Genomic DNA, 15,248 nt, shown 5'->3' with positions numbered 1-15,248 from the left:
ACACAAGATCTTCACATGAGAGGTGCCCGAGTTCGGTTCCGTAGGATTATCTTCAGGGCGCCATGGACTACTGCCATCACTGCCGGCGGCACCTCAACGGCGCCCTGGCGTGCGCCGGGTGCGGTACGCCCGCCGAGGAGCTGCGGCTCCACGATCCCGCCCCGCACGAGGCCGAGGTGGTCCTTGCCGCGCCCGATCACAGCGACGAGTCCGTCGTCGGATCACGCCGCCAGCGCGGCTCCCGCAAGCGCAAGGTCTCCCGGCGTGAGCGCCGGGAGCTACGCGCGGAGCGCGGCGCCCACCGGCGCAAAGGCCGCACCGTGCTGCTCGTCGTCATGGGCCTGGTCCTCGCCGTCGGCGCGCTGAGTCTGGCCGAACTGGCGCTGGAATCGTCCGGCGACAACGGGGACGCCACCTCCGTGGAGGAGGACAGGGCCATCGACCTCGACGGCGGCCGGCCGCCGTCCGGTTCGCCGAAACCCGAGGATCCGGGCCCCGTGGAGGGCACGCCCTCCACGTCCTCCGGCTCCGCGAGCCCCGGCGACGGGGACGGATCGCCCGACCCGTCGGCGTCGGGCACCGGGACCGGCGCGCCGGACGGGGAGTCCCCCTCGGCGACGGATTCGCCCGACCCGAGCGACACGCCGGACAGCCCCGGCGACCCGGGCGACCCCACGGGCTCCACCGACCCCACGGACGGGTCGAGCACGCCGGGAGACCCGGATCAGCCCTCCACGCCGCGGCCGTCCACCAGCACGTCACCGCCTGAGGAAGATGATGACGACGACGACTGTGTCCTCTGGTTCATCTGCGTCTGACGCGTCCGATGCGTCCGATGCGGCGCCCCGGCGCACGCCCGCCTTCCGTCCCTGACCGCCGGCCGTCCCCGATCCACCGCGCCGCCGGAGTGACCGAGGCCCCTCGGTCACTCCTCGGCGTCGTCGCCCAGCATCCGCCGCAGCAGATCGCGCAGCACCGTCCGCTCCTCCACCGAAAGGTCCGCCAGCGGTTCGCGCGCGAAGTTCAGACCGTCCCGCAGCTGCCGCGCCGTCTGCCGCCCCTTCTCGGTCGGGGCGGCGAGCTTCACCCGCCGGTCCGAGGGGTCCGGCCGCCGCTCCACCAGGCCGCGCGTCTCCAGCCGGTCCACGATCCCCGTGACGTTCGACGGCTCGCACTTCAGCTTCTGCGCGATCCGGCGCATCGGCATGGGCCGGATGGAGAGCAGCGCCAGCACGCGTGCCTGCGCGCCCGTGAGCGAGTGCTCGGCGGCGGCGTGGTCGTACTCCTCGTAGTACCGGGCCACGACCGTGCCGATGAGTCCGACGACTTCGAGGGTCAGGGGGTCCGAGTGCTCAGTGGCCATAGTCACCAGGCTACCCGTTTGCTTGACAACGTGAAATATTGAAGAGCATGGTTGTTTCAGGCAATGAAGCTTTATTCGAGGAGGCACCGCATCCATGACCGCTCTTCCCGCGTCCGGCCGCGAATGGCATCTCGTCGCCCGCCCGCACGGCTGGCCGAAGTCCACGGACTTCGCCCTGCGCGAGGCCCCGGTGACGGAGCCGGACGAGGGCGGCGTCCTCGTCCGTAACAAGCACTTCTCGGTCGATCCGTACATGCGCGGGCGGATGAACGACGTGAAGTCGTACACCCCGCCGTACCAGCTCGACCACCCCATGGACGGCGCGGCCGTCGGCGAGGTCATCGCCTCGAACGCCGAGGGCTTCGCGGTCGGCGACCATGTGGTGCACGGTCTCGGCTGGCGGGAGTACGCGCGGGTGCCGGCCAGGTACGCCACGAAGGTCGACGCCTCGCTCGCGCCGCTGAGCGCCTTCCTCGGTGTCCTCGGCATGACGGGCCTCACCGCCTACGCGGGGCTCTTCGAGACCGCCTCCTTCAAAGAGGGCGACGCCGTCTTCGTCTCCGGCGCCGCGGGCGCCGTCGGCAATCAGGTGGGCCAGCTGGCCCGGATCAAGGGCGCGTCGCGCGTCATAGGCTCGGCGGGATCCGACGACAAGGTCAGGCTTCTTGTGGAGGAGTACGGCTTCGACGCCGCCTTCAACTACAAGAACGGCTCCGTCAAGCGGCAGCTCAAGGAGGCCGCGCCCGACGGCATCGACGTGTACTTCGAGAACGTCGGGGGAGAGCACCTCGAAGCCGCGCTGTCCTCGTTCAACCTCCACGGCCGCGCCACCATCTGCGGAATGATCTCGCAGTACAACAGCACCGAGGCGACCCCCGCGCCGCACAACCTCGCGCTGGTCATCAGCAAGCGGCTGCGCCTCCAGGGCATGCTCGTCAACGATCACCGCGCTCTCATGCCGCGGTTCGTCAAGGACGTGTCCGGCTGGCTGGCGTCGGGCGAGCTCAAGTACCAGGAGACGGCCGTCGAGGGGATCGAGAAAGGCTTCGACGCCTTCCTCGGGCTTCTCCGCGGTGAGAACACCGGAAAAATGATCGTCACACTCAACTGACCCGTAGCCGCTAGGCTCTCAGCAGGCCGTCGTGGTCCGTGGGCGCGAGCCGCGGCGTACAGAGAAGAAGGAACCCGAATGACCATCCAGCAGATAGCCCCCCTCTACACCGCCGTCGCCACCGCGGAGAACGGCCGTGACGGCCGCGTCTCCACCGACGACGGGAAGCTCGACGTCGTCGTCAACCCGCCCAAGGAGATGGGCGGCAGCGGCGCCGGTACGAACCCGGAGCAGCTCTTCGCCGCCGGCTACAGCGCGTGCTTCCAGGGCGCGCTCGGCGTCGTCGCGCGCCGGGAGAAGGCCGACATCTCCGGCTCGACCGTGACCGCCAAGGTCAGCATCGGCAAGACCGACGGCGGCGGCTTCGGCCTCGCGGTCGAACTGACCGCCTCCATCCCGAACGTGGACGCGGCCACCGCGCAGGACCTCCTGGAGAAGGCGCACCAGGTGTGCCCGTACTCCAACGCCACCCGCGGCAACATCAAGGTCGAGCTGTCGGTCGTCTGACCGGCGGCACGACCAACCCGTACGTACGGCAGGGCCGCACCCCGAGAGAGGGGTGCGGCCCTTCGCGTACGGCGCCTCGCCGCATGTGCGGGGCGCCGACGCGCCTCCTACGGAAGGCGGTTCAGCAGCGCCCTGCCCACCTGGGCGAACGAGCCCTTCGGGTGGTCACGGAAGAGCGGCTCGGTGCCGAACAGCGTGACCGGCGCGCCCGCCGCCGACCTGCCGCTCACGATCGCCGCCTGTCCGGCCGCCGCCTGGGGACCGCCGGCGCCCTCCTCGTCCGCGCGCCAGTGGCCCGAGACGAGCGGGTTGCCGCCGCCGTACGACTGCTCCGTACGCACGCCACTGCCGAGCCCGGTGAACCAGATCGGCGAGTAGACGAACGAGTGGGGCTGCGTGCCGCCGGTGACCGGGCCCGGGGTGTTGACCACCCGCACCACGCCGTTGGCGTTCCCGTTGCCGCGTACCGCCGTGGCCGTCAGCAGCGCGGCCTCGGCGTTGAACGCGGCGCCGCCGGAGCCGAGCGCCACCACGGGCGCACCGCCGGCGAGGAACTCACCGAGCGCCGCGCGGGCGGTCTCGTTGAGCGCCGCGTGACTGAGCCCCGTCGACACGTACAGCGCGTCGGCCTTCGACCAGTCGAAGCCCGCGTTCGCCGTCGCCGTCGAGACGGGCAGCACCTCGAAGCCCATCTCACGCAGCGCGAACAGCTCGCCCGAGTTCACGGCCGCGGCGACCGTCGTACGGCGCAGCGCCGCCACGCCCTTGTCCTTGGTGGCCGTGAAGACGACGCCGTACCGGTCGGCCAGGATCTCGGCCTTCTTGCGGGCCGACGACGGCACGATCGCCGCGCCGTCCGCCGTCCTGCGCACCTTCACACCCTGCGCGAGCAGGGAGTTGACGGCGGCGAACTCCTTCGGGTCGTCCAGCCGCAGCTTCAGGTCGCCGCTCCGGGCCACCGAACCGACCGGAGAGGCCGCGTTCACGGTCCGCCCGGAGAAGTCCAGGCCGCCCCGCTGGACCTTGGTGACGTTCGCGCCCCACAGCAGCCCGAGGCTCCAGCCCGAGATGTCGTACATCGACGACACGTCGGCGCTGATGTCGCGGCCCTCGTCCAGGATGACGTTGGCGATACCGCGCTTGGCCTGCTCCATGTCGACCACGTACGAACCGGCCGGGTAGCTGCGCCCGGCCACCTTGAAGCTCTTGCGCGCCTGTTCGACCAACACGTCGTTGGCGATGAGGTGGTCGACGAGCCGGGCGGCGGCCGACGCCGACCGCTGGCCGTCGCCCGCCGGGATCACGTACGCGCGCGGGAAGTCGGTCGTGTAGATGTCCTCCGGACCGATGCCGGGCACGCCGGGCACCGTCTCCTCGGAGATGACCCGCTGCTTCTCGCCCGCGACACCGCGCCGGAACGTCTCGATCTGGTCGGCGATCAGCGTCTCGCGGTTCTCCCGCGCGAAGTCGAGCGTGGAGCGCATCGCGGCGCCCGCGACATCCGTGTTGATCTTGGACCTGCGGCGCAGCTCCTCGACGGGGAGGTTGTTGTAGTCGTTGTTGTTGACCCGCATCGGTATCTCGATGGTGTGCGAGGCGACCGCGCCCTGGAACGCCATGTACTGCGGCGTGAAGATCGGCGGCCAGTCGTCCCAGCCCTCCTCCTGGTCCCGGAAGGGGATGACGGGCGGCTGGACACCGTCCTTCTCGGCCGTGTAGCCGAGGTCGTTGACCGCCTCCTCCATACCGAGGGCGTTGGCGTAGGAGTTCTTGAGGAACAGGTCGTACTCGTAGTTCTCGCCGTGCGGCGGCGTCGTCGGCTCGATGAGCGTGCCGTTGACGTACCCGTGCAGGTCGAGCATGACCGCGGGCTGCTTGTCGACGGCTATCTGCCGGATCGCGCGCGCCTCCGGCTGCGAGGCGGTGATGAAGTCCCGGTTGAGGTCGATGCCGTTGCCGTTGGCGCGGGTTCCCGCTATTCGGCCGTCCGGGTTGGCCGTGACGTTGAGATGGATCCGGCTGGTGGCGAGCAGCTTCTTCGTACGGCTGTCCCTGGCCTTCGCCAGCTCCTCGATGAGCTTCAGGGCGGCGTCGGTGCCCTCCCACTCATTGCCGTGGATGTTGTTGTTGATGAAGACGGGAGTCTTGTAACTCTCCTTGATGCGCCGGTCCTTGGCGGCCGACGCGGGGGAGTTCTCGATGCGCTCGCGCATCCGCTCCTGCTCGGCGGCCTCCTTCGCGCTCTCCGGCGCGGTGACCGTGACCAGATACAGGTCGTGGCCGCCGGCCGACCGGCCGGTGACCTCGACGCTCACCCGATTGCCGAGCTCCTGAAGGGCGTTGAGGCGCGGCGCGAGCGAGTGGTACGGCGCCAGGCCCAGCTTGATGGCCTTGTCGGCCGGGTTCTCGGGCAGCGTGTCGAGGACGGTGCGGCGCGGGTAGCCGCCGTCCTTGCGCAGCCCGAGGGACGTCGTGCCCACCGAGGAGAGAGCGGCGGCACCGGCCGACGGCAGTGCGGGCGACGCTACGCGGCTGTCCGTCGTGCCGCCGTCCCGCACCGGGTGCGACGACCGGTCGCCGTCGGTGCCGGGAGCGGCGGTCGCGGGAAGGGGCGAGAGCATCAGGGCCGCGGTGGCGGTGGCGGTGGCGAGCAGGACGGGTCTGGGCATCCCCATGCGGATGTACCTCCGGGTCGTGCGGCGGCGATCGTTCGGTTCAATAGGCAGGTCATACCGGTTGAACGTGTCAACAACAAGGGGTGCTCGCCGCCTCGTTCGTCCCACACACCTCGTGGAACCCGTCGGGAACCACTCCGAAACAGCCCCGGAACAAGGCCGATAGGGTGGCTGTATGCGTGATCTCGGTGTGGGCTTCGGCTATTTGGTGAAAGGCCAGCGCTGGGTCGGCGCGCACGGCAGATGGCTGGGCTTCGGGCTGCTGCCCGGCCTGGTGACCCTGGTGCTGTACGCGGCCGCGCTCGTCGGCCTGCTCTACGGAGCCGACGATCTGACGGCCTGGGCGACGCCGTTCGCGGACGACTGGTCCTCACCGTGGCAGGGGCTGTTCCGCGGTTTCCTCACCGTGCTGTTCTTCGCGCTCGCGCTGTTCCTGGCCGTGATCACCTTCACGGCCGTGACACTGCTGGTCGGGCAGCCCTTCTACGAATCGCTCTCCGAGGCCGTGGACCGCTCGGAAGGCGGCGACGTACCCGAGTCCGGTCTGCCGCTCTGGCGGGAGCTGCGGGTCTCCGCGCGGGACAGCCTGCGGATCCTGGTACGGGTGGTGCTGTACGGCGTCCTGCTCTTCGCCCTCGGCTTCATCCCCGTCGTCGGACAGACCGTCGTCCCCGTACTCGGCTTCTGCGTCTCCGGCTTCTTCCTCTGCGAGGAACTCACCGCCGTAGCGATGCAGCGGCGCGGCATCGAACTGAAGCAGCGGCTCCCGCTGCTGCGGAGCCGCCGGCTGCTCACGCTGGGCTTCGGCGTCCCGCTGACGCTCGCCTTCCTGGTCCCGTTCGTCGCGGTGTTCCTGATGCCGGGCGCGGTGGCGGGAGCGACGCTGATGGCCCGCGAACTGACGGGCGAGGGCGCCGAGGGCGGGCCGCTTCCCGGCGCTCCGGAGGCAAAGCGTCTCAACCCGCCCCCGCCGCACCCTGGTTCACCACCGGCGCCCCGCCGCACCGGACCGGCGGCGGACGTCCCACGCGAGTGGTGACGGGCCGGCTCACCGGGCGTACCCGGTGGGCCGGCCCCGAGAGCCCTACGACTCCTCCACCGCCACGCGCACGATCGTCCGCAGCTGCGCCGTGATGTCCAGCCTGTTCTGTACGAAGACCGGGTCGGACACGGTCCCGGTCGCCGGATCGGTGTTTCCCGGGCCGAATTCCAGCACCGGTGTATGGACATGGCCGCCCGGGATCTCCAGTCCGAGCCGGTCGCGCAGCAGCGTCGCCCGGTAGGCGATCTCGTTCGACAGATAGTCCCCGCCGCCGCCCGCGCGGGCCGCCGAGCCGGGCGTCGGTCCGTCCGGCCGTACGACCGGGGCCGTGCCACCCGCCGGGATCTCGGTGACCGACGTGTTGTCGTACACCGGGAAGCGCCCTGTGTCGGCCGCCACGATGCCCGCGTAGGGGAGCGTGGTCCGCGTCCACTGCGGCTGCGTCGCCGGGTCCTTCACCGGTACGAGCCCGGTCTCGGACAGGTTCTCGTTGTCCCCGAAGCCGCCGCGCCAGGCGCCGTTGTACCGCTCGACGTCGATACGCCCCACCCGGCCCTGGCTGACCGTCACGAAGAGGTCGGCGCGCGGCAGCGTACGGCGCAGGGCGCGCTCGACCGTACCGTCGGCGAAGTCCCCCCAGCGGACCGGGAAGACGGCGGTCTCGACGCGCGCCGGCCCGTCGGCCGTACGGATCACCGTGCCGTCCAGCGCGAGCGCGACCGCTCCGGACGGATTGCTGATGCGGATGTCCCTGTCCAGCGTGAACGGGTCGAAGCCGGTCACCACGATCCGCTTGACGCCTTTCGCCCGGTCGCTCTCCCGCGCCCGGTCGCCGCCGCCGAAGGCCATCGACTCCTGGCCGCGCGACGCGCTCTCCAGCCGCTCCAGGAGACGCACACCCGCCGCCTCCGAGAGCCCCGACTCCGCGTGCCACGCGCGCAGTTCACGGGTCATGGCCAGCCGCGCCCAGTACAGCGGCCGGTCGTCGTCCCGGCTCAGCTCACCGCCCGCCGGGCCCCGCCCCTGCGCGCGGTCCACCGCGCGCTGCCAGAGCCGTTCGCCATGTCGTACGGCGGCGCGCTCGGCCTGCGCGTACGAGCCGGCGCCGCGCAGTGACTTCGCGAAGTCCGGCGCGACCTTGTCGAAGCCGCTGTCGTCGAGTATCTGGCGCGGTACGGCACCGTCGAGCCGCCGTTCCTCGACGGTGACCGCCGGAGCGGCGGCGGCCGGCCCGGCGGCGGTGGCACCTGACGGAGGCGCCACGGCGACCAGAGCGGCCGATGCGAGCAGGACGAGACCCAGGGTCTGTCGGACACGGGTCCGGTCCGCCATGTTGCTGTTGGTGCGCACGAGTCTCACGGGAGTCCTTCCTTCGGGTGGCGGAAGTATCACCTCCGCACCCCGCGCATGGCTACGGCGCCCGAACACCCGCGCCCGAACACCCGCGCCGGAACTACCGCTCCGGCCCCTCCGCGCCGCCCCGCAGCAGCGTCACGAACGCCCGGAACGCCGCCGGCATGTCCACCTCCTCCGGCGCGAGCAGCCACTGGTACTGGAGCCCGTCCATCACGGCCACCAGCAACGGGGCCGTCTGTTCGGGCGTGAGGCCGCTCGGCAGCCGGTCGCCGAACTCGTCGCGCAGCACGCCCGCCATATTGCGCCGCACCTCGACGTAGCGGCGGGTGAAGAACTCCCCGGCCGGATGATCCTCCGTCACACTCTCGCCGAGCAGAGCCGAGAAGGTCTGCACGATGCCGGGCCGCATCGCGTTGTAGTCGACCATCGACGTCAGCAGCTCAAGACGCCAGCCGTCCGCGCCGCGGCTGCCGCCCCCGGTGTCCCACTGGTCGCGCTCGTCCATGACGGCGAGGAGGAGCGCGTCCTTCGTGGGGAAGTAGTGGAGCAGCCCCTGCTGGGTGAGGCCCACCCGCTCCGCCACCGCGCCCAACGTCGTTCCCCGGTAGCCGCGTTCGGCGATCACCTCGATGGTGGCGCGGAGAATCTCCGCCCGCCGCTCCGTGCTTCTGGCTCTCGCCATCCCACCGGTCCTCTCGCCTCGTGCCTGTCCGCTCACCGGTCGTCGTCTCCGGACCGTACATGAGTAACAAAAAGATAACGAAGCCTACCCGGCTACAGAATTGCGGGTCACCATGTAACCGTCCGCACGAACGCAGGGCACTGACGAGGAGGTACCGCCGTGACCGGCGCACCCATCACTCCGGCCGACCAGACACGCGAAGCGGCCGTCGACGCCGCGCTCGGCAAGCTGGATCTGGACGACAAGGCGCGGCTGCTGGCAGGGCAGGACAACTGGTCGCTGCCGGCGCTCCCGCAGATCGGCCTGGCCTCCCTCGTCATGTCCGACGGCCCGATCGGTGTCCGGGGTGTGCGCTGGACCGCCGACGACCCGTCGGTCGCGCTCCCGTCGCCGACCGCGCTCGCCGCCACCTGGGACCCCGAACTGGCCCGCAGGGCAGGCCGGTTGCTCGCCCAGGAGGCCCGCCGCAAGGGCGTGCACGTCCTCCTCGCCCCGACCGTCAACCTGCACCGCTCGCCGCTCGGCGGACGCCACTTCGAGGCGTACAGCGAAGACCCGTACCTCACCGGCGAGATCGGCACCGGCTATGTGCTGGGCGTCCAGGACGGCGGCGTCGGCACGACCGTCAAGCACTTCGTCGCGAACGACGCCGAGACCGACCGCTTCACCGTCGACAACGTCGTCGCCCCGCGCCCGCTGCGCGAGCTCTACCTCGCCCCGTTCGAGGCCATCGTCAAGAACGCCCACCCCTGGGGCATCATGGCCGCCTACAACCAGGTCAACGGCTACTCGATGACCGAGCACCGCCATCTCCAGAAGGAAGTCCTGCGCGGCGAGTGGGGATTCGACGGCTACATCGTCTCCGACTGGCTGGCCGCCCGCTCCACCACCGGCGCGATCCTCGGCGGCCTCGACGTCGCCATGCCGGGCCCCAAGACCGTGTACGGCCCCGCGCTCGCCGCCGCCGTCCGGGCCGGCGAGGTGGAGGAGTCCCTCGTCGACGACGCCGTACGCAACGTGCTGAGGCTCGCCGCCCGAGTCGGCGCCCTCGACGACGCGCCCGCCGTCGTCGCGGCGTCCGCACTGCCCGCACCCGTCGACGGAGACGCGCTGGCCCGCGAGGTCGCGCGCCGCTCCTTCGTCCTTCTGCGCAACGAGGTACGCGACGGGCGGCCCGCCCTGCCGCTCGACCCCGCCAGGACCCGCACGGTGGCCCTCAGCGGCGCCGCCGCCCGCGACGCCCGGATCCTCGGCGGCGGCTCGGCCCACGTCTTCCCGCCGCACACCGTCTCACCGCTCGACGGCCTCACCGCCGCCCTGCCCGACGGCGCCCTCAGCTACAGCGTCGGCGCCGACCCCAGCGACCAACTCGCCGTCGCCGGCAAGGGATTCACCCTGCGAGCGGTTTGCCGCGCCGCCGACGGACGCGAGCTGGGCACCACCGATCTCCCCTCCGGCATGGTCCAGTGGGTCGGCGTCGACCTGCCCGACGGCGTCGTGTACGACGAGCTGCACACCGTCGAGTTCACCGGCACCTTCACCCCGCGCGAGAGCGGCGACCACACCTTCGGCACCCGGGGGATCGGCCCCCTCGTCCTCACCGTGGACGGGGAGAAGATCTGGGAGGGCGAGGAAGGGCTCGGCGACAGCACCGACCCGTTCAACGCGTTCTTCGGCGAGCGCCTGGAGCGCGCCCGCGTCCCCCTCGTCGAGGGCCGGACCGTGGACGTCTCGCTGCACCTGACCGTGCCCCGGCTGCCTGGGGCCCCGATGGACGCCGTCGCGTTCTCGCTGCTCCACCTCGGCCCGCGCCGCGACCCGGACGACCTGATCGCCGAGGCCGTCGAGGCCGCCAGGGCGGCGGACACCGCCGTTGTCGTGGTGGCCACCACCACGGCCGTCGAGTCGGAGGGCTTCGACCGTACGAGCCTGGAACTGCCCGGCCACCAGAACGCGCTCGTCGCGGCCGTCGCCGCCGTCAACCCGAACACCGTCGTGGTCGTCAACACCGGCTCACCGGTCGAGATGCCGTGGCGCGACGACGTGGCCGCCGTACTGCTCAGCTGGTTCCCCGGCCAGGAGGGCGGCGCCGCGCTCGCCGACGTCCTCACCGGCGCCGAGGAGCCCGGTGGCCGGCTCACCACGACCTGGCCGGTCGCGCTGGCCGACGTCCCCGTCACGGACACCACCCCCGACGCGGGTCAACTGCACTACACCGAAGGCGTGTTCATCGGCTACCGCGCCTGGGAGCGGTCCGGCGCGACGCCCTCCTACCCCTTCGGCCACGGGCTCGGCTACACCGACTGGGAGTACGAGACCCTGGACGCCACCACCGAACGGGCCACCGTGAGGCTGCGCAACACCGGTGCGCGGTCCGGCCGCGAGACCGTCCAGATCTATCTCGCGCCCGTCCCCGGCGGTGCGCCCGACGCGCCCGAGCGCCCGGTCCGCTGGCTGGCCGGATTCGCCTCGGTGGAGGCGGGTCCCGGCGAGAGCGTCGAGGTGACGGTCCCGCTCAGGGCCCGCGCCTTCGAGGTGTGGGACGAGGCGGAGAGCGGCTGGACGGCCGTCCCCGGGGCGTACGAGATCCAGGCGGGCCGCTCGCTCACCGACCGCAGGCTGAGCGCCACCGTCCAGCGCTGAGCGCCGCCGGGCGCCTCCTCGCGCCGGTTCTCAAGAGCCGGACGGGCCCATGGCCCGTCCGGCCGAGAACCCGTACGTCGTGGCCGAGGTGAACACCTCGCCCGGCCGCAGCACGGTGCTCGGGAAGTCGGGCCGGTTCGGCGAGTCCGGGAAGTGCTGCGTCTCCAGCGCGATGCCCTCGCCGGGCCGGAAGGGCCCCGCGTCGAAGTGGTCACCGGTGTACAGCTGCATGCCCGGTTCGGTCGTCGTCACCGTCAACACCCGCCCCGACGCGGGGTCGTACAGTTCAGCCGCGACCGAAGCCCCGGAACTCCCCTGATCCAGCACGAAGTTGTCGTCGTAACCCGACCCCACCTTGCGCGGTTCACGGAAGTCGAAACGGGTCCCGGCGACCGGCGCGGGCAGCCCCGTCGGCACCGAGTCGCCGTCCAGCGGGGTGATGTGACCTGCCGCGATCCGCAGCACATGCCCACCGGCGCCGCCGCTTCCCGCGCCGCTCAGATTCCAGTACGAGTGATTCGTCGGATTGACCACGGTCGGCGCGTCCGTCACCGCCCGGTAGTGGATCCGCAGCGCCCCGTCCGCCTGAAGCGTGTACGTCGCGGAGATCTCCAGCCGGCCGGGGAAACCCTCCTCGCCGTCCGGGCTCACCAGCGACAGCCGTACACCGTGCCCGTCCGCCGCCGGCTCCGCGTCCCACACGCGCTTGTCGAAGCCTCGCTCACCGCCGTGCAGACAGTTGGGCCCGTTGTTGCGGGGCAGCCGGTAGGTCCGCCCGTCGAGCGTGAACGTCCCGCGCGCGATCCGGTTCGCGTACCGGCCGATCAGCGCCCCGAAATACGGCGACGGGCAGCCGACGTAGCCCGCGACATCGTCGAAACCGAGCACCACGTTCGCGAGGGCGCCCTCGCTGTCCGGCACCTCGACGGACTGGAGGATCCCCCCGTAGGTGAGCACCTTCACCCGTACACCGGCCCGCTCCAGGACCCAGCGGTGGACCGGGGTCCCGTCGGGCGCCGTGCCGAAGCGCTCGGGCGTCCGGCCGGAGGCCGACGGCTCGGTCACGGTGGTGTCGTTCGAGGTCGTGTCTTTCGCGGTCACATCGGTCACGGTCGGCTCCTCCACGGTCGCCGACCCTACGCCGGTGGGTTGGCCGCGACGACGTTGCGGTAGGCGATGTCCGCCAGCTTGCCCTGGCCGTTCTTGCTCGGATGGAACCAGTCCCAGGCGCTCAGCTGATCACCCGTGAACCGGTAGTCGAAGACCGCCCCGCCGTCGTAACGGCAGCGCAGGTCCTTCGCGCACACGTCCTTGAGCACCGTGTTGTACGCCACCACCCGCGCCTGCACCGTGGAGCGCCGCTTCTGCGCCGCGGCGTCCATGTCCTGCGAGTCGCCCAGCATCGACGAGCAGATCCCCAGCTTCCATATCTGCCGCCCCAGCGGATTTTCCCGGCCCTCGGACCAGAGCCGCTTGAGATCGGGCACGCTCGCCACGTACACCTGCGTCTTGGGCGCCTGCGCGCGCAGGCGCCGCATCGAATCCTCGAACGACGCGCGGAACTCGTCCACCGGCGTCATCAGCGCGACCTCGTCCTTGCACGCGTCGTTGGCGCCCATCATGACCGTGACCAGATCCGGTTTGTGCGTGGCCGCCTTCGACATCTGCCGGCCCAGATCGCCGACGGTGGCGCCCGTGCGCGCGTAGTTCCAGCTGTTCTCCGCGACGGCCGGCTTGCCGAGCAGCCGCACCGCGAGGCTGCGCACCTGGTCGTCGGAGCCGGTCGACCAGGAGACCTCGGGGCAGTCGCTCAGCACCCCGCAGGCGTCGAAGCCGCGTGTGATGGAGTCGCCGACCGCCGCGATCGAGGTGGGACTGCGGTCCCAGACCGGCTTCGGCGGCGGCTGGCTCGTCTTCGCCTTCGTCCAGTCCGGGTCGGTGCCGTCGGAGGACGTGCACCCCGCCAGCGCGACGACGCCGACCAGCAGCCCGGCACAGGAGGCCGCGACACTCGCGTACGGTTTCCGGCGGCGCGGGCCGTGACCGCCCGGGCGCCGCCCGGCACGGTCCTGAGGGCTCTCCTGCATGCTGTGAACCCTCCGCGTGGGCGTCGTCATGCGTACGGCGGCGTCCTGGCGAGTGAAAGCTTCGCGTATATCGCGCCTGGGACCGACAGTACGGCACCCCCGTGCCTCCCGCGCAAGGTAGCTTTCAGGCGTCGAACCGGAGTCAACCGCGCCCCCACGACTCCGGTAAGTTACATCCCGTCACATGTTGCCCGTTTTGCGGGGTTTCACTCTCGATGCTGTTTACTGAGGCCGTTGGGAAAGGCGAACCTCGTCCCACACTGGAGGTCCCGGTGACCACACGTGGCGTTCTGTACGTGCACTCCGCGCCCCGCGCGATGTGCCCCCACGTCGAATGGGCGGTGGCGGGCGTCCTCGGCGCGCGCGTCCAGCTCGACTGGATCAGGCAGCCCGCATCGCCCGGCACCTGGCGGTCCGAGTTCTCCTGGCGGGGCGAGGCCGGCACCGCGTCCAAGCTCGCCTCCGCGCTGCGCGGCTGGCGGATGCTGCGCTTCGAGGTGACCGCCGAGCCCAGCCCCACCGCCGAGGGCGAGCGTTACAGCGCCACGCCCGAGCTGGGCATCTTCCACGCCGTCACCGGTATGCACGGCGACATCCTGGTCCCCGAGGACCGGCTGCGCGCCGCCCTCGCCCGGTCGCTGAGCGGTGAGACCCAGCTGGAGGCCGAGGTCGCGAAGCTGCTCGGCAAGCCGTGGGACGACGAGCTGGAGCCCTTCCGGTACGCGGGTGAGGGCGCCCCCGTGCGCTGGCTGCACCAGGTCGTCTGAGCCGGGACCGCACACGGGCGTACCCCTGGGGACGGACGCCGCCGCCGCCTTCTACGGTGGGCGCATGGCTGATCAACTCGAAGTAGCAGTTCTCGGTACCGGCATCATGGGCGCGGCGATGGCCCGCAATCTCTGCCGGACCGGACACGCGGTACGGGTCTGGAACCGTACGCGCGCGAAGGCGGAGCCGCTCGCGGCCGACGGGGCGCGGATCGCGGACACCCCGGCGGACGCCGTACGCGGCGCGGACATCGTCCTCACGATCCTGTACGACGGCGCCGCCGCCCTGGAGACGATGGCGGAGGCGGCCCCGGAGCTGCGGCCCGGCATGGTCTGGCTCCAGGCGACGACGGCGGGCCTGGACGGACTCGTCCCGCTCGCCGAACTGGCCGCGGCCCACGGACTGGTCTTCTTCGACTCGCCCGTACTGGGCACCAGGGCCCCCGCCGAGCAGGGGAAGCTCGTCGTCCTCGCCGCGGGCCCCGAGGACGCCCGCGGCACCGTCACGTCCGTTCTGGACGCGGTCGGCGGCCGCACCCTCTGGGTGGGCGAAGACGGCGCGTCCGGGGCGGCGACCCGGCTCAAGCTCGTCTGCAACAGCTGGGCCCTGACCCTCACCCACGCGACGGCGGAGGCACTGGCCCTCGCGAAGGCGCTCGACGTCGACCCGCGGGACTTCCTGGCCGCCACCGAGGGCGGCGCCCTCGACTCCGGCTACCTCCGGGCGAAGTCGGCGGCGATCCTGGACGACGACTACACCCCGAGCTTCGGGCTCACCACGGCCGTCAAGGACGCACGTCTCGTCGTCGAGGCCGCCGAGGCGGCAGGCGTCCGGCTGGACGTCGCCGAGGCGGGCGTACGGCGATTCACCCGGGCGCAGGACCAGGGGCACGGCGAGAAGGACATGGCCGCGACGTACTTCGCCAGCTTCGGGGACTGAGGGACCGGAAGGCCCGGCGACCCGTAGGACGGACAGGACCGACAACGCCGGAGGCCCGGCTCCCGTCGAGGACGG

Annotated in this window: 13 protein-coding genes; 7 read left to right on the top strand and 6 right to left on the bottom strand. The window is 71.5% G+C overall.

The window, feature by feature from the left end; translation table 11 throughout:
• Positions 1-62 precede the first annotated feature (62 nt).
• The gene (locus IEY79_RS16270) at positions 63-818 is read left to right on the top strand and encodes an SCO2400 family protein (protein WP_189108202.1); all 756 of its coding nucleotides are present in this window, start codon (positions 63-65) and stop codon (positions 816-818) included.
• Positions 819-925: 107 nt separating this feature from the next.
• Here IEY79_RS16270 and IEY79_RS16265 read toward each other — a convergent pair whose 3' ends face one another.
• Positions 926-1,363, bottom strand: a complete 438-nt coding sequence (locus tag IEY79_RS16265; RefSeq protein WP_189108201.1) for a MarR family winged helix-turn-helix transcriptional regulator — start codon at positions 1,361-1,363, stop codon at positions 926-928.
• Positions 1,364-1,457: 94 nt separating this feature from the next.
• Here IEY79_RS16265 and IEY79_RS16260 point away from each other — a divergent pair, with 94 nt between their 5' ends.
• A complete protein-coding gene (locus tag IEY79_RS16260) occupies positions 1,458-2,474 on the top strand; it encodes an NADP-dependent oxidoreductase (protein ID WP_189108200.1) in 1,017 nt (338 codons plus the stop codon).
• A gap of 78 nt (positions 2,475-2,552) precedes the next feature.
• On the top strand, positions 2,553-2,981 hold the full coding sequence (locus IEY79_RS16255) for an organic hydroperoxide resistance protein (protein WP_189108199.1): 429 nt from the start codon (positions 2,553-2,555) through the stop codon (positions 2,979-2,981).
• Positions 2,982-3,088: 107 nt separating this feature from the next.
• Here IEY79_RS16255 and IEY79_RS16250 read toward each other — a convergent pair whose 3' ends face one another.
• Positions 3,089-5,656, bottom strand: a complete 2,568-nt coding sequence (locus IEY79_RS16250) for a M14 family zinc carboxypeptidase (protein WP_189108198.1) — start codon at positions 5,654-5,656, stop codon at positions 3,089-3,091.
• A 175-nt stretch (positions 5,657-5,831) separates the two neighbouring features.
• Here IEY79_RS16250 and IEY79_RS16245 point away from each other — a divergent pair, with 175 nt between their 5' ends.
• Positions 5,832-6,695, top strand: a complete 864-nt coding sequence (locus IEY79_RS16245) for an EI24 domain-containing protein (RefSeq protein WP_189108197.1) — start codon at positions 5,832-5,834, stop codon at positions 6,693-6,695.
• A 45-nt stretch (positions 6,696-6,740) separates the two neighbouring features.
• Here IEY79_RS16245 and IEY79_RS16240 read toward each other — a convergent pair whose 3' ends face one another.
• Together IEY79_RS16240 and IEY79_RS16235 are read right to left on the bottom strand one after the other, a co-directional pair.
• The gene (locus IEY79_RS16240; RefSeq protein ID WP_229700914.1) at positions 6,741-8,030 is read right to left on the bottom strand and encodes a pyroglutamyl-peptidase I; all 1,290 of its coding nucleotides are present in this window, start codon (positions 8,028-8,030) and stop codon (positions 6,741-6,743) included.
• Between the two features lie 121 nt (positions 8,031-8,151).
• On the bottom strand, positions 8,152-8,736 hold the full coding sequence (locus tag IEY79_RS16235) for a TetR/AcrR family transcriptional regulator (RefSeq protein ID WP_189108196.1): 585 nt from the start codon (positions 8,734-8,736) through the stop codon (positions 8,152-8,154).
• A gap of 159 nt (positions 8,737-8,895) precedes the next feature.
• Here IEY79_RS16235 and IEY79_RS16230 point away from each other — a divergent pair, with 159 nt between their 5' ends.
• Positions 8,896-11,379, top strand: coding sequence for a beta-glucosidase (locus IEY79_RS16230; protein ID WP_189108195.1), 2,484 nt, complete (start codon positions 8,896-8,898; stop codon positions 11,377-11,379).
• A 30-nt stretch (positions 11,380-11,409) separates the two neighbouring features.
• On the opposite strand, the gene IEY79_RS16225 is transcribed toward IEY79_RS16230, so the two are convergent.
• Both IEY79_RS16225 and IEY79_RS16220 read right to left on the bottom strand, forming a co-directional pair.
• Positions 11,410-12,444, bottom strand: a complete 1,035-nt coding sequence (locus IEY79_RS16225; RefSeq protein WP_189108324.1) for an aldose epimerase family protein — start codon at positions 12,442-12,444, stop codon at positions 11,410-11,412.
• A 71-nt stretch (positions 12,445-12,515) separates the two neighbouring features.
• Positions 12,516-13,466: an SGNH/GDSL hydrolase family protein gene (locus IEY79_RS16220; protein WP_189108194.1), complete on the bottom strand. Its 951-nt coding sequence runs from the start codon at positions 13,464-13,466 to the stop codon at positions 12,516-12,518.
• A 272-nt stretch (positions 13,467-13,738) separates the two neighbouring features.
• Between IEY79_RS16220 and IEY79_RS16215 the strand changes: the two genes are divergently transcribed.
• Together IEY79_RS16215 and IEY79_RS16210 are read left to right on the top strand one after the other, a co-directional pair.
• Positions 13,739-14,233: a DUF3145 domain-containing protein gene (locus tag IEY79_RS16215; RefSeq protein WP_189108193.1), complete on the top strand. Its 495-nt coding sequence runs from the start codon at positions 13,739-13,741 to the stop codon at positions 14,231-14,233.
• Positions 14,234-14,297: 64 nt separating this feature from the next.
• Positions 14,298-15,173 carry an NAD(P)-dependent oxidoreductase gene (locus IEY79_RS16210; protein ID WP_189108192.1) on the top strand — a complete coding sequence of 292 codons (876 nt, stop codon included), beginning with the start codon at positions 14,298-14,300 and terminating at the stop codon, positions 15,171-15,173.
• The last annotated feature ends 75 nt before the right edge of the window (positions 15,174-15,248 follow it).

The sequence above is a fragment of the Streptomyces camponoticapitis genome, assembly GCF_014646115.1.
GTDB classification, from domain to species: domain Bacteria; phylum Actinomycetota; class Actinomycetes; order Streptomycetales; family Streptomycetaceae; genus Streptomyces; species Streptomyces camponoticapitis.
This window is presented reverse-complemented; position numbering and strand designations above follow the sequence as displayed.